Below are 23497 nucleotides of genomic sequence, written 5' to 3' on the forward strand. Positions count from 1 at the left end.
ATTTCGGTTATTTAGAATGTGACATTAAATCCAAGTGAAAATTTCTTCATAAACGGATACTCCCATGCTCCTTTTGAAAGCATATCCGACTCCAGACCTTCCGGTAAATGATCCCATGTATGAAGGTTTTCCCCACTGAAGAAGACCTTGACTTCGTCAAAGTAAACTTGTTTAGACCACGCTTTAGGCAATGTATAAGACAAGGTGATATTTTGCAGTTTCACATAAGCCGCATTGGCCAGATACTTGGTTTGCTTCCAGCGATTCGAACCGGTATTCACACCATTGTTTGCATATACTCTCGGAAAATAAGCATCTGTATGCTCCGGTGTCCAGAAGTTAAGGGTTTCTTTAAACAAACTTCCCCATGTACCTGTAGGCCATGCAATCTGATCAGTACGCCAAAAGTCACGCTTACCCACACCACGAAGAAAAATGGAAAGATCGAATCCCTTCCAGCTCAAACCTGCATTGATTCCGTAATGGAAACGCGGTGTAGAATTACCGATAATACGTTGGTCACCCGGATCGTCTGCTGTCCCTTTTCCAGTCCAGATGGTACTGGCATCATCATCAAAATTCTTATAAAGCACATCCCCCGGATACACTTTTCCAACTCCCTTCGGGATAGGAATACCTTCTTTAAGGGTTCCGTCGGCATTGAAATCGTCTTCTCTATAAAAACGGTCGGTTACATATCCCCAGATCTCACCAATCTTCTGTCCTTTCCGATAAGTACCCAACAAATTGGTTTCATTGTTAAACTTAGTAATCTCACTCTGTGAATCATAGAGATTAAATCCGATACGGTAACTGAAATCTTTGATACGGTCTCTCCAGTTGAGTTCCAGCTCCCAGCCATAGGTCTTCAGATCCGCGGCATTTTGCTTGGCGGCAGCTACTCCCACCACCCAAGGCAAATCCATACCCGGTGCCAGCATACCTTTCGTATCACGCCGGTACCAGTCGAAAGTTCCGTTCAGCCTGTTATCAAAAAATCCGAAGTCGACACCGAAGTCAAGCGTATATACTTTCTCCCAGGTAAACGCATTGCTGACCATAGCCGGCGTAGACAGAGTCGTAGGTCTTTTGCCGTCTACCAGCCAATTGGTTAGTCCCGGAGCCATTTCCGGTATATACGGATAATTGTCCGGTGTACCGTCAGACAGCAAAATGATCTGATTTCCTATCGATCCCCAGGACGCACGAAACTTTAAATTAGACAGAACACTCCGGGTTCCTGCCATAAAAGGCTCTTCCGAAATGCGCCACCCTCCCGAGAAAGAAGGGAAAAAACCGAAACGATTGTTTTTAGGGAAACGTGAAGTTCCGTCATAACGTCCGTTAGCTTCGACCATGTACCGATCCTTGTACGAATAATTAACGCGGTAAAAGAGTCCCCTAAGGGCATATTCATTGAATGTGTCTGTAGCCGTTGTAGTTCCGGTAGCTCCCGATATGGACGGCAGGTTGCTCAACAACACATCTTTTCTTTCCGTCCACTGTGATTCAGCATGATTCTCTTCCTGGTTGAATCCACCCATCACCCCTATATTATGATTACCTATTGAAAAGTCGTAATTTGCAAAAACGTTGATCGCATTGTAGTTGTTAAATCCCTGAGTCAGTGCATACCGCGTGTTCTCCGTATTATTCAGGACACCGGTAAAATTCATTCCGATGTATTTATACTGGTTCACATACATGCGGTTGTAATTCGTCACCCTGTTATATGTGTATTCACCTGTTATCTTCAGGTTCTTCAGAGGTGAAATAATAATACGTCCCAAAGCTCTGAAGTCAGTTTTTTTAACGATGCGCGGTTCTCCATAACGGATGTAAGTGGCGGAAGTTTCAGCAGGATAAGTAATCCCATCCACTTCATAAGGCGAAATATTCTGATAAGAAGGGAGTTGCATGGCACTTCCCCAGATTCCGTTCCTTCCGCCTTGCTCTACTTTGTTCTGGGTAGAATTGGCATACCGTATATCCAATTGGGTCGTCAGCCATTTGTTGACCTCCACACTAAGGAAGCTCGACAGATTGGCACGTTCATATCGGTCCTTATCGGTAATCAGAATTCCGTCTTCGTTGGTATATCCCAAACCGATGCGGTAATTCGTTCTGGAACCTCCTCCCGAAACCGAGAAACTATGGTTTTGCATAAAGCCATAATTGTCCATCATATCCGCAAACATGTCGTTTTCTCTCATCAGGAACAGATTCCCGTTTTCGTCGAAAACATACCCTTGAGGATATTTGGAAGGATTATCCATATAATCACGTATATACGTTTCCCACTGAGGTATATTCTTACCATCCACATACGTATCATTAGGCCATCCCATTTCCTTATATGCCAATATGGACTCCAGCGGGTTCGCCTTTTGCGGTAATTCCAATGCCTTGGAGAACGAGAAATTGTTATTATAATTAAACTTAGGCGCCATGTCCTTTTTTCCCTGCTTAGTGGTGATAAGAATCACTCCAAACGCTGCACGCGCCCCGTAAATGGCTGCAGAAGCTGCATCCTTCAAGACAGAGACCGATTCAATATCCTGCGGATCGATCATATTGATATCCATCGGAACATTATTAACCAATACCAGAGGACCGCCACCATTGATAGAAGTAGTTCCACGGATGTTATACGACAAATTGTCACCGGGTGTACCGGTTGTACCTTCAATTTTTAATCCCGGAACAACTCCCTGCAGAGCTGCCGTAACATTCGTTATCGGACGGTCACCCAGTGTCTCCTGTATATTGACGGAGGTAACGGCTCCCGTCAGATTGACTTTCTTTTGTGTTCCAAAGCCGACCACCACCACTTCATCCATCAACTTTGAATCCTCCTTCAACTGAATGACGAGCTGGTTTTTCCCATTGGTACTGACCTCTTGCGGCAGATAACCGATATACGTAACCTGCAGTTTGCCGTCCGCAGGAACTTCTAACGTGAACTCTCCGTTGAGATTCGTGATCGTAGCCTGCTTACTGCCTATGGCAAGTACATTGGCCCCTATGAGAGGCTCACCGGTAATGCCGGTTACCTTACCCGTTATTTTTTTCATCTGGACAGTTTGCTTGACAGCAGCTTTCTCTTTTGGCTGCACAGAAGGAGTAATAACTATATGTTCAAGTTCATAGCTACAAGTAAACCCGGTATTCTTCAAAAGAGCATCCATCACAAAAGCAAGCTTTTTGTCTATAAAGTTTTCCTTAATTTTCTTGTTTACATCCAGCTTGGTCTGATTGTATGTCACACTTAACTTGGTTTGCCGCTCTATCTGTTCGAATACTTTTTGCAAAGATTGATTGTTACCATATACACTTATTCGCTGATTCTGCCCGTAAGCAGTGTTATAAATGCATAAAGCGAGAAGTAAAAGGACTATTTTATGAATTTTTACGGATAGAATATTCCTTAAATTGATTTTTAATTTCATAATTTTGCGAGTTAATCAATTAATACTGTTTAAAGTCTCTAAAGGTTAAAAAGTTTTTGATTGATTTCGGGGATCGGAAATGGGTGTGGTAATTTGTTTCCGGTTCCCTTTTTTTCATATGACAGCTCTCCTTTCTTTTATTTTAGCGGACAAATAGATATGGTTTCGTCCTTCTCCACTTTATAGGTGATACCTCCTACAGTTTTTGTCACAATGTCCAAAACATGAGAGATACTATCACGATACTTAAACTTTATTGTATAAAGATCCGAATTGATACGGTCCGATTCTGTCAGATCGGATGATAACCGGATGGATACGGCATATCTTCTTTCCAGCGTTTTCAGGATTTCCCTAAATGATTGAGAGACAAAATTCATTTCACCCTTAGTCCAGCCCGAATAGACGGAGGCGTCTATATTCCTTTTATAAAACTTTCCATCCCGGTTTTCATACTCCAGTTGCTGGTTGGGTTCCAAAGTAACAAAACAATCCGTCTGATTCTTCTTCCTAACGGCAACAGAACCGGTCTCCAATGTGGTAATCGTTCTCTTATCCAAAGGATACGCCTGCACATTAAATTGAGTACCCAGCACACAGACATCCAGGTGATTAGTCTCTACCACAAAAGGAAGTTTCTTGTCTGGTGCAACCTTAAAATGCCCCTCGCCCGAAAGATATACGGAACGAGTGTCGCCTGTAAAATGTGTGGGATATAAAAATACAGACCCGGAATTCAGGGTGATGACCGAACCATCGGGAAGTGTGACTTCTTTTTGTTCACCCTTGGGGACAATACATTCGACAAAACGGACATCGTGCGTATGCAGCCTGACATATACATAGGCAGTAGCAATGGACACCAACGGAATAAGTAGAAAAGCTGCTATACGTGCCCACCGATAAAGGTTTGACGGCTTACATAAAGGAAAGCCTGCTTTTTTTTGAAACTTCCGTAAAGAATGTCGGGTACAGGCATCTGCCGCAGGATGATAATCATCCCATATCTGATGGAGTGCTTTTTCTTTCCGTTCCTTGCCGGACGAATCAAGGAGCCATGTCCAGACTTTGCTTTTAAGATCCGGACTGGCTGTAAAAGCCATAAAGTTGCGTATAATTTTGTATGCGTCAGACATAGTATATTTTATGGGTTATGTATATAAGATACGTAACCCGCCAAACACACACAGTCCGAAAGAGATTTTTTTGGAATAAACTACTAAGTTTATACGATGGTAGCCATAATAACCAAGAGCAATATTTTGCGTATATCGGCCAGAGCCTGGGTCAGATGATTTTCAACCGTACGCTTACTAATGTTTAATTCACGGGCTATTTTCTCATTACTCAGTCCCTGTTCGCGGCTCATCCGGTAGATCTTTTTCCTTTGGGCAGGCATTCTCTCCACAGCGATGGCTATGATCAGTTCCAATTCTTTTGCATCAAGTTCCGCCTCTGTTTCACAATGTTCCGGATGATCATCCGATGTTTGCCAGGATTGATAATTTTGAAATAGCAGGGAACGTTCGATATGCCGGAAAACCGCATTCCGGGCAATACGGAACAGGTATGCATCCAGATTGTCTATCAATTTCAAGTTTCCCCGATTCTGCCACAATAATGCAAAAATATCCTGAGAGATATCTTCCGCCTCTTCAGCATTCTGCAACAAGCCATTAATGAACCCTTTTATTCGAGGGTAATAATCCAGAAAAAAAGCCTCAAACTTTTGAGGACTTTCCAGATTATCCATATCGGCCGGAGACTTCCTTATAAATTTCATCATACAGATATTTTAAGATTGCTCTATGCACACATATCCCACAAATCAGGACAGTTTTTTTAGAGATAATCCACTTAGGTTAACTTTATATTTGTTTTTTATGCCCTTACAATTTTTTATTATCAGCATTTACAAAGTTAAGCCCGGATTATCTCCGGGCTTTCTCCATATCACTGATACTACTGGTGAATGATCAGTGCCGACTGTGCCGGAACCGTTATCTCCGGACCGTACAACAGCCCCAAACCTCGCTCATCAATTACCCCATCTTTGCAGACAACGGTGTATTTGCCTTCAGGTATTGTCAGTTTGGCAGGAACGGAACGAGCATTGAGCACTACGATTATATTGTCCCAAGAGTCTCCGTTCGCACGGTCTTTCAAACGAAAAGCTATCAGGTTAGTGCCCTCCACCGGAAGAAATTCCAGATATTTACGCACCATCTCCGCATCGCCCATACGGAAAGCGGGATGTGCCTTACGAAGACTGATCAGACGTTTATAGTAAGTGAACACATCTTCATGGAGGGTTTTGCGGTTCCAATCGATGGCATTAATGGAATCGGGGCTTTCAAAACTATTATGCACCCCTTTCTTATCGCGCATCACCTCTTCACCGGCATAAATGAACGGAATACCTTGCGAGGTAAACACCGCCGTTTGTGCCAGTTTATCGAGCCGTGCAAGCTGTTCGGGAGTAATATCGGGAATACTTGACTTCAGACGGTCCACCAGGCACATGTCATCATGGCAGGACACGTAACTGATCATTTGAGTCGGCTGGGCAGCCCAAGGAGCTTTGCTGTAATTCACAGAGTCGTTGTTGACTTGAGGATGCTGGATAGCTCCGACAATTCCGAATTTAATGCTTTCTTCTCCACCGGGAATTCCGGCGAGGAAAGCTCCTTTATGGTTATCATTGAAAGGACCACGCAACGCATCACGCAGTTCGTCGGAGAAAGCGGCAATACCGGGCATCTCGAAAGTATTGGCCTTCATAGCCAGCGAATCCCCCGGATACTGTGGTGCCTCCGCAGCCCAACCTTCACCATAAATAATGATAGAAGGATCAGTGGCATTGACTGCCTTGCGGATTTCATTCATTGTCTCGATGTCGTGAATGCCCATCAGGTCGAAGCGGAAACCGTCTATATGATATTCTTTAATCCAGTGGAGCACGGATTCGATCATATACTTACGCATCATGGGACGGTTGCTTGCCGTTTCGTTGCCGCAAGCCGAACCATTTGCCAGCGAACCATCGGGTTTCTGACGGTAGAAATATCCCGGCACCGTACGCTCAAAGTTGCTTCCGTCAGTATTGTACGTGTGATTGTACACCACGTCGAGTACTACCCGAATACCGGCTTTGTGGAGCGCCTGCACCATCTGTTTGAATTCACGGATGCGAACAGCCGGATCATAAGGATCAGTAGAATACGAACCATCGGGCACATTGTAATTTTGCGGATCATATCCCCAATTGTATTTATTTTCATTCAGTTTGGTTTCATCCACTGAGGCATAGTCATAAGATGGCAGGAGATGTACATGGGTGACTCCCAGTTCTACCAGATGGTCAATACCGGTAAGCAACTTGGCAGGATTCAGTGTCCCATGTTCGGTCAGAGCCAGAAACTTCCCTTTGTTCCGAATGCCCGACGTGGAGTCAACAGAAAAATCACGATGGTGCATCTCGTAGATGACTGCATCCGCAGGTGATTTCAACGGCGGACGCTGATCGTTTTCCCACCCCTGCGGATCGGTGGATTTCAGGTCGATAATGGCGGCACGCTTTCCGTTTACCCCCACCGCTTTGGCATTGATACCCGGCGTATCTCCCATCCATTTATCGTTTACCTTGACATTGAATGTATAGAATTTCCCCATCAGATCTTTACTGACCGTTGCTGTCCAAGTGCCTTCTTCCCCCGGCTCCATAGGAATTGTTTCGTAAGCATGCCCTCCTTCACCCGAATCAAACAACATCAGACGAACTTCATCGGCGGTAGGTGCCCAAAGGATAAACTTAGTAGCCTCCGGTGAATACTCCATCTCCGTGAGACTGCCCGAACGCACCGGATACAGCTCGTAAGACGCATATTCTTTCTTGGCAGGAGTACAACTGACTACAGCCGTGGCCGCAGTCACTCCGATAAAGGCAAGATAGTTCATTTTCATGGTTTTTCTCTCTATTAAATTATTATCTGATTAATTGAGTAGCCCGCGGCTACTTCACCCTTTCCGGGTTTTTGGCTATAAAATCTTTCCAACCGCTATACCCTTTCTCCATCACAGGACGCCCCATCTGCAGGAAATGACAATAGGCAGCTGCCAGTCCGTCGGTAGCATCCATAAAGACAGGCATGTCTTCTTTGGCAAAATGCAGCATGCGTTGCAGCATGTCGGCCACTTGCTCTTTTGAAGCCTGCCCGTTACCGGTAATAGCCATTTTTATTTTAAGCGGAGCATATTCGGTAATAGGAATATCTCGACTCAGTGCGGCAGCCATTGCCACTCCTTGTGCACGTCCGAGTTTCAGCATAGACTGCACGTTTTTCCCGAAGAAAGGGGCTTCAATCGCCAGTTCATCCGGCAAGTAGCTTTCAATGATGCTCAGTACCCGTTCATGTATATGGCGCAGTTTAAGGTAATGATCGCCGAATTTACGCAGGTCGATAATCCCCATAGCAATCATCTCCGGCTTAGTCCCCCGGACACGCAGCACTCCGTATCCCATGATCGTTGTACCGGGATCGATGCCCAGAATAATCTTCTCTTTAACCGGCTGAATCACTCCAATACCTCCATCAATGTCGGAAATCCGACTACTTTATCCTTGAATATCTTTACCAACTCTTGGTTAAGCCGTGCACCTTGTTCCTGATGCCAGCGATGCAAAAGGCTGGAATTATCCACCTCCCATTGGAGTGAATAAGAAGTGCCCTCGTCACGATGGCTCAACACACGGCAGATACGTGGTGCACGGAGTGCTCCGTGTTTCTCTACTTCAGAGATATAACTTTCTTTGATCCAGATCAGGAAATTGTCATGAACCTCGTCATCCACCTGAAAAGTGGTATTGTATATCAGCATATTTTTTATCTTTTGATGATTATTTCCGCAAACATAGCAATTATTTCAGAATAATGCATTATATTTGCCGCATCAAAACAGATAAACGTTCGCAAACGTTATCATGAAAACAACGGGGGGTTAGCTCATCTGGCTAGAGCGTAACACTGGCAGTGTTAAGGTGATCGGTTCGAGTCCGATACTCTCCACACCCAATTAATAAAAATAGTAAATATTTCATCATTAAAGTGGGGAAATCCGTGAGGACTTCTCCACTTTGTTTTTTATCCGGTTCTACATCAGTTTGCCACAGATCATGGACCAATGTTCCTTCCACACTCGATAGCCTCTCCCCTATCTCTACAACACGAAAAGTTTTCGTTTTATTCGGAACTGAGGATCAAGGGGAAAAAAGAGCAACTACACAATTAATGACCAAACCGGAAACGAAGTTTATGCCAAAAGCCATCTTCTTTCTTTTTTCCTTCCACCGATGCAACCTCAGAGTCTGTATGTGTCGTGGTCTCTGCTTCCACTTCTGTTACCACTTCTTGTATAGAGACCTTCACCTTTTTCTCAAAATTCCTTTTAATCCAAACTTCAAGTACTATTCCGGCATAATCCCAACTGCGTATAATTTTCAAATGATTTTCCAATAGCTGTATCTCCCACTCGATTTTTCTTACCTCTTCACGCAAACTAATGATCCGGTCATACAGCTTTGATTTGCAGCATTGCAATTTCCCCACTTCAGAACGTTGACCGCGCAGGTCTGTCGGCACCTCCGATGTCTCTACAAGCGCTTCTCCGGAGCTTGCGGCATCTTCGTCCTTTTCCGGCCCGACTATTTTTATACGCTCCCGTCCGCCAAGTACCTCTTCCAGTGTTTTTAGACGATTCGACAATTCATCTTTCTCTTTTTCCAAGCATCTATTCTGCTTGGACAGACTCTCATTTCTGTTCCACAAATCAGTATTACGTCTGCGCGCAGCTTCTATCATTTGCCACTCTTCCATCTGTTGCTTCTTGAACCACTCAACGCTCTTCCGACTTCTGGAAAGTTCTGATTGAAGCCCATTGATGATTTCGTTTGTACTTGCGGGCAGATCACTCAACGTCTTCCTGAATTCCTTGATGTATTCGCATACAGAATCGAATCCCATTCTGGCGGCCACCTTTGAAAGAGGAGAGGCGGCAAAGGCACTATTAAACAGTTTTTGCTCTTCGGTACTCAAGCCACCCACCACCATAGACAATATCCGGCGCACGATGGGCGCAAAGTCATCAAAGAGGCGCATCTTAAGCGCGGCATCTTCGTCCTTCTCAAGTTCCGCCTCGATGCGCCGTTCAAACTTCCCACAAAGTTGTTCGTAATTAGTGGTCAGGCGCGCCAACCGCTTCTCGTTTCCGATCAATCTCTGCACACTCTCGTCGTCAATCAACACCACGCTGCCCACAGTCGAAGAGGTTATCTCACACTCCCGTATCCATCCGAGCACCCGCGATTCGCTGATCCCATACTTATCAGATATACTTTTTACTGACATCCAATCGGCCATATCCATACAATTTAAGGTCTGCAAGATTGTACATAAGATCCGAAGCATCCGTAATTCACCTTATGACGAAAAGAATAGCTATCGTGCCCAATCACTCCCCCGCATCGGCTAAAATAATCATTTTTCACAGAACAACCTATTATTTGTAAAAAGAGAAAGTTATTTTTATTTTATCTCTTATATATGTCAATATGGTAGCGGTTGGAAAACCATTGAAAGGCATGCACGTTACCGACTCACTGCCCGAACTTATCTTGAAGTATCAACAAACCGAAAAAAGAAAGAAAAACATCTCTACCCTTCTGATTATTATACACCAATGAAAAACTGAAAAGCCACAGAAGTCATAAAGTAATTACCAAAGAAACATCTTTTTCCTTTATCATAGAGTTTCACTTCTTTGTTTCTCCTTTGTGTACCCCAAGTACTCTGTGATGAATTCAGCCGACTGACACATTTTATTTCTTTCTATCTCCTTTGATTGCAATATTATTGTTACTTTTGCAGCAATTTAAAGAAAAACCGAATAACAATAAATCGCAAGATATGATAGCTAAGATTAATCAACTTCTTGAAGAGGTAGCAGCCTTGAAGGCTGCCAATGCCGAAGAACTCGAAGCTCTCCGCATCAAATACCTTAGCAAGAAAGGAGCCATCAACGACTTGATGGCAGATTTCCGTAACGTGGCTGCCGAACAGAAAAAAGAAGTCGGCATGAGGCTCAACGAGCTGAAAACTAAAGCACAAGAGAAAATCAACGCACTGAAAGAACAGTTCGACAACCAAGACAACGGACAGGACGATCTGGACCTGACCCGTTCGGCTTACCCTGTGGAACTGGGCACACGTCACCCGCTCTCCATTGTACGCAATGAAATCATCGATATCTTTGCCCGTCTGGGATTCAACATCGCCGAGGGTCCGGAAATCGAAGATGACTGGCACGTGTTCTCGGCACTTAACTTTGCCGAAGATCATCCGGCACGCGACATGCAGGATACATTCTTCATCGAATCACACCCCGACGTGCTACTACGCACACACACTTCGTCGGTGCAGAGTCGCGTAATGGAAGTTTCACAACCACCTATCCGCATCATCTGCCCGGGACGCGTTTACCGTAACGAAGCCATCAGCTATCGTGCACACTGCTTCTTCCACCAGGTGGAGGCGCTGTATGTGGACAAAGACGTTTCTTTCACCGAACTGAAACAGGTGTTGCTTCTCTTCGCCCAGGAGATGTTCGGTGCCGATACGAAAATCCGCCTGCGTCCATCCTACTTCCCGTTCACAGAACCCAGTGCTGAAATGGACATCAGCTGTAACATCTGCGGCGGAAAAGGTTGCCCTTTCTGCAAACATACCGGATGGGTGGAAATCCTGGGATGCGGCATGGTAGACCCCAATGTGCTTGATGCCAACGGAATTGACAGCAAAGTCTACAGTGGCTATGCCTTAGGTATGGGTATCGAACGTATCACAAACTTGAAATATCAGGTGAAGGACCTCCGGATGTTCTCCGAAAACGATACCCGTTTCCTAAAGGAATTCGAAGCGGCATATTGATTTACGATCAGGCGATTTACAATTTACAATTGAAATTACCTCCCGACATGAAGGAGGTAAGAAAGATGTGTAGAGAGTAAATCGTCTAATTCGCTTCAAACTTCGTGTTCTTCACAGGATGAAGTGGCTTCAATCGCAAATCGTCCAACTGTTAATTATGAAACCATAATGAAAGATAGGCTTGTCACTCCCGGTTATGTCTTGATACTGGCAGCAAACTTCCTTTTATACTTTGCCTTCTACTTGATTCTGCCTGTACTGCCTTTCTATCTGACTGAAGTTTTCCAAACCGGAAATGCGGCAGTAGGCGTTATTTTATCATGCTACACTGTGGCCTCGCTCTGTATTCGCCCCTTTTCAGGCTATCTACTGGACACACTGGCACGCAAACCGCTCTATCTGATCGCTTATTTCGTGTTCATAACCGTGTTCGCGGGATACATCCTGGCGGGAGTACTGTCATTATTCATTATGCTCCGTGTAGTGCACGGACTGGCCTTCGGTATGGTGACCGTAGCAGGAAACACCATTGTAATCGACATCACTCCTTCTTCACGACGAGGAGAAGCAGTAGGCTACTACGGACTGATGAACAACACCGCCATGAGTTTCGGACCGATGATCGGGCTTTTCATGCACGACACTTGTTCATTCGAAACCATCTTCCTCTGCTCACTCCTCTCCGGCACAGCCGGTTTTGTAGCTGCATGTCTGGTGAAGACTCCTGTCAAGCAACCGGTCAAGCGGGAGCCAATCTCACTTGACCGCTTCGTTTTAATAAAAGGTATACCGGCCGGCGTTGCCCTGCTCTTGCTATCTATCCCCTATGGCATGACAAGCACTTACATAGCCATGTATGCCAAAGAAATAGGAATCACACTCAGCTCCGGTCTGTTCTTTACGTTCATGGCAATAGGCATGGCCGTCTCACGTATGTTCTCCGGACGGCAGGTGGACAAGGGACACATCACGCAGGTTATCACTCTGGGACTTTATCTGGTGTGCATTTGTTTCTTCACTCTTTCTGCCTGTGACAAACTGATGCAGATAAATCCAGAACTAACCGATGTGCTTTTCTTCATGGTAGCACTGCTGCTGGGAGTCGGGTTTGGCACCATGTTTCCAGCCTTCAACACGCTGTTTGTCAACTTGGCTCCGAACAGCCAACGCGGCACAGCCACTTCCACCTATCTCACCTCGTGGGATGTAGGCATCGGAATCGGTCTGGTTCTGGGCGGCTATATCGCCCAATTTACCTCGTTTGACATGGCCTATCTCTTCGGAGCCTGCCTGACAGTGATCTCCACCTTCTATTTTAACTTGAAAGTCGCACCTCATTATCATAAGAACAAATTAAGATGACAAAGAAAGAACGTTATGAAAAAGTAATCGCCTGGTTTCAGGAGAATGTACCCGTAGCCGAAACGGAACTGCATTACAACAACCCGTACGAACTGCTGATTGCCGTTATCCTCTCCGCACAATGTACTGACAAGCGGGTGAACATGATCACCCCGAAAATCTATCAGGACTTCCCCACCCCGGAAGCACTGGCCGCTACTACTCCGGAAGTGATATTCGAGTACATCCGCAGTGTCTCTTACCCTAACAATAAGTCAAAACACCTGGTAGGCATGGCACGAATGCTGGTGAGTGACTTTAACAGCGAAGTGCCCGGTACCCTTGAAGAACTGATCAAACTGCCCGGAGTGGGACGCAAAACAGCCAACGTCATCCAGTCTGTCGTATTCAACAAGGCGGCCATGGCTGTAGACACACATGTATTCCGAGTGAGCCACCGCATCGGACTCGTGGGTGATGCCTGCACGACTCCTTTCAGTGTAGAAAAAGAACTGACGAAAAACATCCCCAACGAATTGATTCCCATCGCTCACCACTGGCTTATTCTACACGGACGTTATGTCTGCCAGGCACGTACACCCAAATGTGAAACCTGTGGTTTGCAATTAATGTGTAAATATTACTGTGAGAAGTATAAAGTTAGCAAAGACACACCGAAGAGGAAGAATAAATAACGATTTCATAGCAAAAAAGAGAAATTAATACTAACTTTGCGGTCATCATAAAAGAAACTAACACTTTTAAAGTAAATAAATAAAGTATTATGCAGACAATTGACAATTTCAATTTTGCCGGTAAAAAGGCATTCGTTCGCGTGGACTTCAATGTACCCTTGGACGAAAACTTCAACATTACAGACGACACTCGTATCCGTGCTGCACTTCCTACGCTAAAGAAGATTCTGGCAGACGGTGGCAGCATCATCATCGGCTCTCACCTGGGCCGTCCGAAAGGCGTTGCCGACAAATTCTCTCTGAAACATATCGTTAAGCACGTGTCAGAACTGCTGGGCGTTGAAGTTCAGTTTGCTAACGACTGCATGGGCGAAGAAGCTGCCGTGAAAGCTGCCGCTTTACAACCGGGCGAAGTGCTGTTGCTCGAAAATCTCCGTTTCTACGCTGAGGAAGAAGGCAAACCGAGAGGACTGGCTGAAGACGCAACCGACGAAGAAAAAGCCGCTGCCAAGAAAGCCGTGAAAGAAAGCCAGAAAGAATTTACAAAGAAACTGGCTTCATACGCTGACTGCTACGTAAACGACGCATTCGGTACGGCTCACCGTGCACACGCTTCTACGGCATTGATCGCCAAATACTTCGATGTGAACAATAAGATGTTCGGTTACTTGATGGAGAAAGAAGTGAAGGCCGTTGACAAGATATTGAACGATATCAAACGTCCGTTTACAGCCATCATGGGTGGTTCTAAAGTGTCTTCTAAGATCGAAATCATCGAAAACCTGCTGAACAAGGTAGACAACCTGATCATCACAGGCGGTATGACATATACTTTCACCAAAGCTATGGGTGGACAGATCGGTCTGTCTATCTGCGAAGATGACAAACTGGATCTCGCCCGCGAACTGATGCAAAAGGCTAAAGACAAAGGTGTAAATCTGGTATTGGCTGTTGACGCTAAGATCGCCGACTCTTTCTCTAACGATGCCAACACTAAATTCTGTCCTGTGAATGAAATTCCTGACGGATGGGAAGGTCTTGACATCGGTCCTAAATCAGAAGAAATCTTTGCCGAAGTGATCAAGAATTCCAAGACTATCCTTTGGAACGGCCCGACAGGCGTATTCGAATTCGAAAACTTCACTCACGGTTCACGCTCGGTAGGCGAAGCTATCGTAGAAGCTACTAAGAACGGAGCTTTCTCACTCGTTGGCGGTGGCGACTCTGTAGCTTGTGTCAACAAGTTCGGCCTGGCAAACGGTGTATCTTATGTTTCTACCGGTGGTGGAGCATTGCTTGAAGCAATCGAAGGAAAAGTTCTTCCGGGTATTGCCGCTATTCAGGAATAAGACTAAAGTGAATCACTATAAAACAGAAAAGGCAGCCCCTCACGGAGTTGCCTTTTTTAAAAGGAAAAAGTCAAGAGTGAAACCCTTTTTCAGCATCATATTACTGCTTCTTTTATCAGCCTGTGCAGACAAAAAAGAGGGACATACGCTGTCATCCGAACTTCAGCCTCTGACTTTCGGACTAATGCCTTCTTTCGACGGACTGCCTCATCTGATTGCCGCCCGTTACGGTGTTTATGATTCGCTGGATATAAAAGTCAACTTCATCACTTATGCCTCGGCAACCGATCGTGACGCTGCTTTCTTATCGGGCAAACTGGATGGTATGCTCACCGACTATCCGTGTGCCGCCCTTTTACAGACCAAAGGAGTCCGTTTGCGTCTGGTTATGGAAAATGATGGCTGCCTTAGCCTGATAACAAGCAAAAAATATGATGTCAGGAATCCGGAAGACCTAAAAGGGAAAAACATTGCCATCTCTTGCAATACCCTGATAGAGTATGCCACCGACGAAGTAATGAAACAGGCCCGTCTTACTCCCGGTGAAGCGAACAAACCCGAAATCAACAACATTTTTTTGAGGCTGATGATGTTGGAAAACGGACAGATCACAGCATCTTTCTTGCCCGGTCCGGCAACGGCAATCGCGGTAAACGACGGACACACAGTATTGCTGAATACAATCCAAATGGGGATACATTCCGCCGGAACGGCTTTCACAGAAGAGACCATCAAAGAAAAAAACGAAGAAATAAGGAGGTTTATCACCGGATACAATCTCGGCGTGAAATACCTGCAAACTTATCCCCGGGATAAATGGGGGGAGATATTAACACAAGAATTCGGACTGCCGGAAACAGTGGCTGCCCAGGTGGACTTGCCCGATTATCGACCTGCCATGTGTCCGTCTTCTCACGACATAAAAAAAGCTATTGCCTGGCTGAAGAACAAAGGAGCAATCCCCGGTAACTATCAGGGTGAAAACTTAGTAGATACGACCTTCATTCCCGGCCAATTCAAACCATAATAAATACAACAAAGTAAAGATGAAAAACACATTCCTATTAACACTTGTGCTGCTACTGGCAAGCGGCAACCTGAATGCACAGGAAAAAAAAGAGGGTATGACGGTAAACAAAGTCGTCAATACGCTAAAAGAACGGATCACCCTTGCCGGATATGCGCAGCTGGGATATACTTATGACGATGCAGCGAAGAAAACCAATACATTCGACATCAAACGAATCATTTTCATGGCTCACGGACGAATCACCGACCGTTGGACCTGCGATTTCATGTACGACTTTTACAATGGAGGTATGCTGCTCGAGGTTTATACCGATTATCAGATTCTACCCGGACTGAAAGCCCGCATCGGAGAATTTAAAGTCCCTTATACGATCGAGAACGAATTATCACCCACGACAGTGGAACTGATTAACTGCTACTCACAGTCTGTGTGTTATCTGGCAGGGGTAAGCGGCAGTGACGTAGCTTGTGGCATGACATCGGGACGCGACATCGGTGCGATGATCCACGGAGGACTACTGAACGACCTGCTATACTACAAACTGGCGGTGATGAACGGACAAGGACTCAATATCAAAGATAAAAACAATCAAAAAGATATCATCGGCAATCTGATGGTAAATCCACTGAAATGGCTGTCGGTAGGCGGTTCGTTTATAAAAGGAACAGGACATGCCGTCGCCGATTCGGAAATAACCGGTATCCCGGCAGGGGAAAACTACACCAAAAATCGCTGGAGTATAGGAGGTATCATCACGACAAGCCCGTTCAGCCTCCGTTCCGAATATCTGGCGGGAAAGGACGGAACTGTGAAAAGTGACGGTTTTTATGCCACCGGAAGTTGCCGGCTCCTACGCAACTTCGACCTCGTAGTTTCATATGACTATTTCAACGCAGATAAAGCCATCGGCCGAAAACAGACGAATTACATAGCCGGACTGCAATATTGGTTCTATCCCAAATGCAGACTGCAAGCACAATATACTTTTTGCGACCGGAATAAGGGAAAAGACAGTAACCTGTTTCAGGCGCAGGTACAGGTAAGATTCTAAAACGATAATCAATGGAACATAAAATCAGCGAACCCAATGCCCGTGTAGACGTGGCCGATGTACTGAGAGGACTGGCTGTGATGGGGATCATCATCCTGCATAGTATCGAACATTTTAATTTCTACTCCTTTCCGGATGCCATCCCCGGCGAATGGATGAAGTTTACCGACAGAGCTATCTGGAACGGGCTCTTTTTTGTCTTCAGCAACAAAGCTTATGCCGTATTTGCCCTGCTGTTCGGCTTCAGTTTCTATATTCAGGATAACAACCAACAACGCCGTGGTAAAGATTTTCGCCTCCGGTTCATCTGGCGGATGGTGCTACTGTTCATCATCGGACAGTTCAACGCTGCTTTTTTTACAGGTGAAATACTGACGATGTATGCCATGCTCGGTCTGATACTCCCTCTGTTCTGTCGCCTCGGTAGCCGCAGTGTAACCATCTTCGCTACCCTGCTTATCCTGCAACCGATAGATTGGTTCAAAGTCATCTATGCTCTCTGCAACCCGGATTATGTACCCGGTCCCAGCCTGGCTTCCCACTACTTCGGGATTGCTTTCGACGTGCAGAAAAACGGTACCTTCCTTGAAACGATCTGCATGAACCTCTGGGAAGGGCAACTTGCCAACCTGACTTGGGCATTGGAGCACGGACGCATTCTGCAAACGCCTGCCCTCTTCCTCTTCGGTATGCTGGTGGGACGTAAGGGACTATTCCTTTATAGCGAACAGAACGAACAACGCTGGCTCAAAGCATTAGGTATGTCACTCTTATGTTTCTTTCCATTATATGGTCTGAATAACATGCTGCCGGGATTCATCACGCGCGATGCCCTCCTGATTCCCTTGCAACTGATCATAAGCTCTTTGAGCAACCTCAGCTTCATGGTATTGCTGGTCAGCGGACTGCTTATCACTTTCTACCGTGTCAAAGACCGCAGATTCCTGATGCGTTTCACCTCGTATGGCAAGATGAGTCTGACAAACTACATCGGACAATCCGTCATTGGCTCACTTCTTTTCTACCACTGGGGGTTTGAATTGGGACGTTTCTTAGGAATTACTTACAGTTTCTTTTTTGGCATTCTTTTTGTACTTCTTCAAATGACCTTCTGTTCCTGGTGGCTCGGTCACTTCAAACATGGTCCCTTCGAAGGCCTATGGAAACGCCTCACTTGGATTGGAAACAATAAACGAAAGTAAATTATGAACGAACAACTTATCAACGAACAATATCAATACATCCTCCGCCTGATCGGACAAAAACGACTGAAGGAGGCGCTGACTCAACTGGAATCATTCCTCTGGAAGTGTCCGGAATGGTCGCTCCGTACCCGCCTGGAGCAGATACAGACTTCGTACAACTATATGCTGCAATACATGCGCCAGGGGATAGAAGACCCGGAGCGTAAGAAATTATATCAAAGATTGCTGGCCGATACTCTTGAAATCACCGATCAGGCACGTATTACACTACTCGACAGCGTATCAAGCCATTATTATCATCAATATCGTACGCGACGTACTGAGGAACTTTCTCCCCTTACCCTGGAGATGCTGATACACACGCTTGAATCGTTCAATGATGACCTGGCCGTAAGCGGATTCATTTCGGATCAAAACATGGATGAAGTTTTGAAACGTCACGAAGATAATCTGCGGATTCTGTTCTTGCAAACCTGGACCAATAGCAACTGGAGTACGGAAGAAAGTACAACTGCACAATCCATGCTTCAGTCCGAGTTACTTCCGGTGAACGATCTTTGCCTTTTTACAAGTGCCGTTACCCTTAGTCTGATGGAATGTTTCGATCTCCGAAAACTTCTGTGGCTGATAGATGCTTACCGTCACCCCAATGTACAGATCAGCCAGCGGGCTCTGGTAGGAATCGCTTTTATTCTCCATGCCTATTCACCACGTATCGATTTCTATCCGGAAATCAATTTACGTATCACGGCACTGATGGAAGAAACCGCGTTCGAAAAAGAACTGCTACGCGTACATATCCAAATACTTCTCAGTCAGGAAACGGAAAAAATCGACAAAAAAATGCGTGAGGAAATCATTCCCGAAATGCTGAAAAGCATGTCTCCCATGCGCAACATGAAGTTTGGTTTCGAAGAGTCCGATGAAGAGAAAGATGACACCAATCCCGACTGGGCCGATGCTATAGAGAAATCCGGACTGGGTGACAAGTTGCGTGAAATGAACGAATTGCAACTGGAAGGTGCCGATGTATATATGAGCACATTTGCACAACTCAAAAGCTATCCGTTCTTCAGGGAAATCTCCAATTGGTTCTATCCTTTCGACAGGCAACAATCGACTGTCATTAAAGAGTTTCGTAACCGGGAAACAGAAGGAGGAAGTCTGTTGGAAATCATCCTGCAGTCGGGTTTCTTCTGTAACAGTGACAAGTATTCGCTGTTCTTCACCATGCAGCAATTGCCGCAATCACAGCGTGACATGATGTTGAGCCAGCTCACGGAACAACAAATGGAAGAATTGGCAGATCAGTCGAAAGCCGAAACACTGAAGAAATTTTCCGAACGCCCCGATACGGTAAGTAACCAATATCTGCACGACTTATACCGCTTCTTCAAATTGAATATGCGAAGACAGGAATTCCGCGACTTGTTCAAAGAGGCCATCTGCCTGTACAGCAATCCGGCATTGGAAGACATCTTGTTCAACCCGGATGCCTTGCTGGCTTTAGCCAACTTTCACTTCAGAAAAGAGCACTGGGAAAAAGCAGCCGAAGCCTATGACAAAGTCGCCTACATGGTCCCACGAGAGAATGAAGCTGAAGTTTACCAAAAGCAGGGCTACTCCCTGCAAAAACTGAAACGATATGCACAAGCCATCGAAGCCTATCGGAAAGCAGATACCCTCAAACCGAACAACTTATGGACTAATCGCCATTTAGCCATTTGTTATCGTCTCGACCGACAATTCCGCAAAGCTTTGGAATATTACCGAAAAGTGGAAGAAGTATTGCCGGAAGACACAAAAGTAATTTTCTATATTGGCAACTGCCTGGCAGAGACATGGAATTACGAAGAAGCACTGAACTACTTCTTCAAACTCGATTTCCTGGAAAGTGATTGCATCAAAGCATGGCGTGCCATCGGTTGGTGTTCGTTCATGACAGGAAAACGCGAACAAGCCATGAAGTACTATGATAAAGTGATTGCCCAAAAGCCGATGCCGGTAGACTACCTGAATGCCGGTCATGTGGCATGGTCATTGGGAGATATAGAGAAAGCCGTGCCTTTCTACTCCAAAGCCGCAGAACTCTATGGCAGTAAAGAGCAGTTCCTTGAGATGTTCCGCAAAGACGAGGATATCATCATAGGAAAAGGTATTACCCCCGATGATATTCCATTGGTTCTTGATCTGATTTAAAACAAACAAGAAAGAAAAAACGAACAGGGTGTCCGATTGTGGGCACCCTGTTCTTTTTATAATCTATTAATAATGAAGCTTCTAAATTCTGGCATACCTATTGATTCTTACTCTACAGAAAATAATCTGAAAAAAGATTGTATACCCGTGCAACTTAAATTCAAGTAGCAACGTCTAATAAACAAAGAAAGATATAAACTAATTAAATAATAAAGGATATGAAAACAATTACATTTTTCAAAAGAGTATTAGCCTCTGCAGCATTAGTTTCGGTATGTGGATTTGCTTGTGCAACAAACAACGGTAAACAGTTTGTCCATAACGATACGATGGAGAAGGGAAGACTCGTCTGCCGTGAAATATATTCTATGGATAATCCCGTTTCAGGCATACTCAGTCCGGTAAAAATGCATAAATACAGCTACGATACCGACCATCAGAAAACGGTGAAATCCACCTATACATGGAATGTATTTAAAAACGCATGGGAAAAAGAATCTTTGACGGTTGTCTCCCGATATGAAACAGAAACTTCGGTAGAGTATTCTGTATGGAATAAAGAAAAAGAATCATTTAGCCCATCAGAAAAATATATATACATCACCAACAGTGATAACCAACTGATAGCCCAATACGCATACAAAATGAACTCCCGCACCAACCAATGGATATTGGAGAAAGACGCCTTAGTACCCATTTACGAGAACATTTATGCAACAACCCGTTAATGGAGATTCCGGATTTCACAGATACGGAAAAATCAGGTAACATAATCAAAGAAACCGGGACATCAAAGAGAAAGAATTTAAAATCCGGAAGTTGATAAAAAAGTAGTTATCCCCATCTCCTCTTTGCCAAGACTCTCTTGGGAGTTCAAAACATCGAATCAAGACAAAGCATTTATAACCAAACAGATAAATACACTTGGTATCTGAATATAGAAAGTTAGTTTTAACACTGTATTAAAGTTTGTTCTTCAAACACAGACAACAAGTCTTTTGCATGCAAAAGACTTGTTGTTTATATTCGGGAAAGTAAAAACGGAAATTATACATTAACAATGTTAACGATCCACAGGTTGACTTACTTTTACCCAGTCTATCTCCATCTTCGCAGGCAGTTCACTATCCGTTATGGTACCAGGCCAAGTACCTGCACCGCCCAAAGCATAATTTAAAATCAAATAAAAAGAAGTATCAAACGGCCATTGCTTTTTGACGCTCTCATCGGCCAAATGCAAGTTAGGATAGACTAAAGTGGTAGCTCCATTCACTTTAAAAGTAAGAGACTCGGGAGTCCATTCGATACCAAATACATTGAATTGCCCTTTATTGTAAGGAACTGTTTTTGTTGGAACAGGCTTAGTGAATCCCAAGTCATTTTTGTAGTGGCTGTGAATTGTTTGATATACAATGCCGTCATGATTCAACTGCTCCATAATATCTATTTCACCACAAGCAGGCCATCCACTGTAAACGGGTTTGGCAGGCATCATCCAGATGGCAGGCCATCCCCCCTTTGCCGTCTTGGTGAAACGGGCACATATCTCTATTTTACCATATTGAAATTCTGCTTTACCTAATGACTGCACCCCTCCCGTCTTATATACTCCATTCACTTTCTCGGCAATCAGTACTAACTTCCCATCGTGTACATAAGCCTGATCATAACTTTCGGATAAATATTTGCTCCAGGCAGGACTGCCTTTTTTGCACAAGCCCCATTTTGTTTTGTCGGGAATACTATCTGTCTGGTTGAAGTCATCTTGAAAAACTATCTTCTCCGAAACAGCATCTGACCTTGTCAGAGGTGTAACCATCGAATCATCAGAAGACGAACAAGCATAGAAAGAAAGTACCGACATGACAGCACCGCATGATAAGACAAGAGATCTTTTCATAATACTAAGGTTTTAGAGTTAAACATAAAATTACTGATAAATAACAAACTGTATATTTATTTAGTTCATCAACTCTCTGTGATTTTTTATACGATTTAATAGGGACAATCTAATCTGACTTACCAGAATCCATAAAAGGTATCAATAAAGAGAGCGTCGTTTATGTCATTCAAAACTATAAGAAACATTACACCAAGCTATTTCATCATTCTCAGATGTCATCTGATTAAGATCTTCAAATACAGGATAATAATAAAAAAAATCAGAATAGTTGGCTATAAAGCCGCCATCATGTCCCCTCCCAAAAGAAGTGAAATGCCCGGTTGAACTGTAAGTCCAGAAATGAATTGAGTAGGTCAGCTGTAATTGATCACTATTGACATTATGATTTACCTTACCATAAAATTCCCAACGATTTTCGGCATGGGAACGCATGAAAAGAGAATCATTCCGCATCTGAAAATACTTTTCGTATGAAAGTGAAGTACCATCTTCAAAGTCGGAAGAGAATCTCAACTTATCAACAGATATAAACTCAATCTTATCATTTGGAAAACCCTTAATAAATCCATCCGAACTATTGAAACGGCTTTCCCAATAACTGTCTATCTCCGGAAAGATTTCTACGCCTCCTTTACTACTGCCTTGATAGCATCTGAAACCTTCAAGTCGGCATTGTCCGCTATAAGCCACAGACCGGGACGCAACAACCACCGGAATAATATGCTCTTCTCCCCGATAAGATACACAGATATGAGTTTTTCCAACCCCAGCCACACGAACTTCAATGCATCTTTTTCCTAAGTAATCCGGATTATACGTAGCGTCGACCACCGCAGTATCTTCCGAACGGACTTTTATCTGATCTCCGGATGCAGCTTTCAGAAAAATCATAGCCGGTGTTTGCAAAACATCCATCAAGAGCCCCTCTTCTCCCAGGAGACGCTCTTCAGAGCCATTACCGGTATAAAAACGAATTTCATTTTCATCATCTTTCTCACAACCGCCAAGCACTATCACAACTACCATAGCAAAGAGAACATAGTACAGACTTTTAAGTAAGGGTAAGGTTACAGGTTTCATATTATTTTCAGTTTTAGTAAAATCCCTATTCGGATAAAATGCAAATATAACGAATTAAAGAAGGAAAGCAAGGTTAAGAATGCGTTATCACACAATTAACGTTCTTTAATTCATTGCCCGTAGGGAGATCAGTTCATTTCCCTGTCTTTTTAATAAATAATCTCAAGAAGATAGAAGGAATTCCTAAACCCAAAACATGAATAAAAACTAATG

18 protein-coding genes and 1 tRNA gene are annotated in these 23497 nt (G+C 44.3%); 10 read left to right on the forward strand and 9 right to left on the reverse strand.

Going from position 1 to position 23497, the window contains the following annotated elements:
• Nucleotides 1–11 precede the first annotated feature (11 nt).
• The 6 genes from DBK98_RS19355 to DBK98_RS19380 all read right to left on the reverse strand — a co-directional run bounded on the left by DBK98_RS19355 (nt 12) and on the right by DBK98_RS19380 (nt 8327).
• Nucleotides 12–3449: a TonB-dependent receptor gene (locus DBK98_RS19355; protein WP_005807602.1), complete on the reverse strand. Its 3438-nt coding sequence runs from the start codon at nt 3447–3449 to the stop codon at nt 12–14.
• Nucleotides 3450–3586: 137 nt separating this feature from the next.
• A complete protein-coding gene (locus DBK98_RS19360) occupies nt 3587–4585 on the reverse strand; it encodes a FecR family protein (protein ID WP_005807604.1) in 999 nt (332 codons plus the stop codon).
• 89 nt (nt 4586–4674) lie between these two features.
• Nucleotides 4675–5232: an RNA polymerase sigma-70 factor gene (locus DBK98_RS19365; protein WP_005807607.1), complete on the reverse strand. Its 558-nt coding sequence runs from the start codon at nt 5230–5232 to the stop codon at nt 4675–4677.
• Nucleotides 5233–5411: 179 nt separating this feature from the next.
• The gene (pulA, locus tag DBK98_RS19370; RefSeq protein WP_032535731.1) at nt 5412–7412 is read right to left on the reverse strand and encodes a type I pullulanase; all 2001 of its coding nucleotides are present in this window, start codon (nt 7410–7412) and stop codon (nt 5412–5414) included.
• A 49-nt stretch (nt 7413–7461) separates the two neighbouring features.
• Nucleotides 7462–8028 carry a crossover junction endodeoxyribonuclease RuvC gene (gene ruvC, locus DBK98_RS19375; RefSeq protein WP_005780571.1) on the reverse strand — a complete coding sequence of 189 codons (567 nt, stop codon included), beginning with the start codon at nt 8026–8028 and terminating at the stop codon, nt 7462–7464.
• Nucleotides 8025–8327 carry a DUF4286 family protein gene (locus tag DBK98_RS19380; protein ID WP_005807616.1) on the reverse strand — a complete coding sequence of 101 codons (303 nt, stop codon included), beginning with the start codon at nt 8325–8327 and terminating at the stop codon, nt 8025–8027. Before DBK98_RS19380 ends, ruvC begins: the two co-directional genes overlap by 4 nt.
• 114 nt (nt 8328–8441) lie before the next feature.
• Between DBK98_RS19380 and DBK98_RS19385 the strand changes: the two genes are divergently transcribed.
• A tRNA-Ala gene (locus DBK98_RS19385) sits at nt 8442–8515 on the forward strand.
• Nucleotides 8516–8734: 219 nt separating this feature from the next.
• Here DBK98_RS19385 and DBK98_RS19390 read toward each other — a convergent pair.
• Nucleotides 8735–9871, reverse strand: coding sequence for a hypothetical protein (locus tag DBK98_RS19390; RefSeq protein ID WP_229067016.1), 1137 nt, complete (start codon nt 9869–9871; stop codon nt 8735–8737).
• 540 nt (nt 9872–10411) lie between these two features.
• Here DBK98_RS19390 and pheS point away from each other — a divergent pair.
• The 9 genes from pheS (at nt 10412) to DBK98_RS19435 (ending at nt 21029) form a co-directional block, all read left to right on the forward strand.
• On the forward strand, nt 10412–11431 hold the full coding sequence (pheS, locus tag DBK98_RS19395) for a phenylalanine--tRNA ligase subunit alpha (protein ID WP_032535727.1): 1020 nt from the start codon (nt 10412–10414) through the stop codon (nt 11429–11431).
• A gap of 168 nt (nt 11432–11599) precedes the next feature.
• On the forward strand, nt 11600–12793 hold the full coding sequence (locus DBK98_RS19400) for an MFS transporter (RefSeq protein ID WP_005780580.1): 1194 nt from the start codon (nt 11600–11602) through the stop codon (nt 12791–12793).
• Nucleotides 12790–13467: an endonuclease III gene (nth, locus tag DBK98_RS19405; RefSeq protein WP_005780583.1), complete on the forward strand. Its 678-nt coding sequence runs from the start codon at nt 12790–12792 to the stop codon at nt 13465–13467. The genes DBK98_RS19400 and nth overlap by 4 nt, the downstream gene beginning before the upstream one ends.
• A gap of 89 nt (nt 13468–13556) precedes the next feature.
• Nucleotides 13557–14816: a phosphoglycerate kinase gene (gene pgk, locus DBK98_RS19410; protein ID WP_005807633.1), complete on the forward strand. Its 1260-nt coding sequence runs from the start codon at nt 13557–13559 to the stop codon at nt 14814–14816.
• 7 nt (nt 14817–14823) lie between these two features.
• Nucleotides 14824–15843 carry an ABC transporter substrate-binding protein gene (locus tag DBK98_RS19415; protein WP_005807636.1) on the forward strand — a complete coding sequence of 340 codons (1020 nt, stop codon included), beginning with the start codon at nt 14824–14826 and terminating at the stop codon, nt 15841–15843.
• A gap of 19 nt (nt 15844–15862) precedes the next feature.
• Entirely contained in the window at nt 15863–16897 is a 1035-nt protein-coding gene (locus DBK98_RS19420; RefSeq protein WP_005807639.1) for a porin, read from the forward strand.
• Between the two features lie 11 nt (nt 16898–16908).
• Nucleotides 16909–18099 carry a DUF418 domain-containing protein gene (locus DBK98_RS19425; RefSeq protein ID WP_005807643.1) on the forward strand — a complete coding sequence of 397 codons (1191 nt, stop codon included), beginning with the start codon at nt 16909–16911 and terminating at the stop codon, nt 18097–18099.
• A 3-nt stretch (nt 18100–18102) separates the two neighbouring features.
• Nucleotides 18103–20301, forward strand: coding sequence for a tetratricopeptide repeat protein (locus DBK98_RS19430; RefSeq protein ID WP_005807647.1), 2199 nt, complete (start codon nt 18103–18105; stop codon nt 20299–20301).
• A gap of 218 nt (nt 20302–20519) precedes the next feature.
• Entirely contained in the window at nt 20520–21029 is a 510-nt protein-coding gene (locus DBK98_RS19435; RefSeq protein ID WP_005780594.1) for a DUF3836 domain-containing protein, read from the forward strand.
• A gap of 335 nt (nt 21030–21364) precedes the next feature.
• Here the strand turns inward: DBK98_RS19435 and DBK98_RS19440 are convergent, their stop codons facing one another.
• Nucleotides 21365–22201: a glycoside hydrolase family 16 protein gene (locus tag DBK98_RS19440; protein ID WP_005780598.1), complete on the reverse strand. Its 837-nt coding sequence runs from the start codon at nt 22199–22201 to the stop codon at nt 21365–21367.
• A 165-nt stretch (nt 22202–22366) separates the two neighbouring features.
• On the reverse strand, nt 22367–23284 hold the full coding sequence (locus DBK98_RS19445; RefSeq protein ID WP_005807652.1) for a hypothetical protein: 918 nt from the start codon (nt 23282–23284) through the stop codon (nt 22367–22369).
• Nucleotides 23285–23497: the final 213 nt, after the last annotated feature.

Origin of the sequence: Bacteroides sp. PHL 2737 (assembly GCF_004115325.2) — a bacterium.
Lineage (GTDB): Bacteria > Bacteroidota > Bacteroidia > Bacteroidales > Bacteroidaceae > Bacteroides > Bacteroides hominis.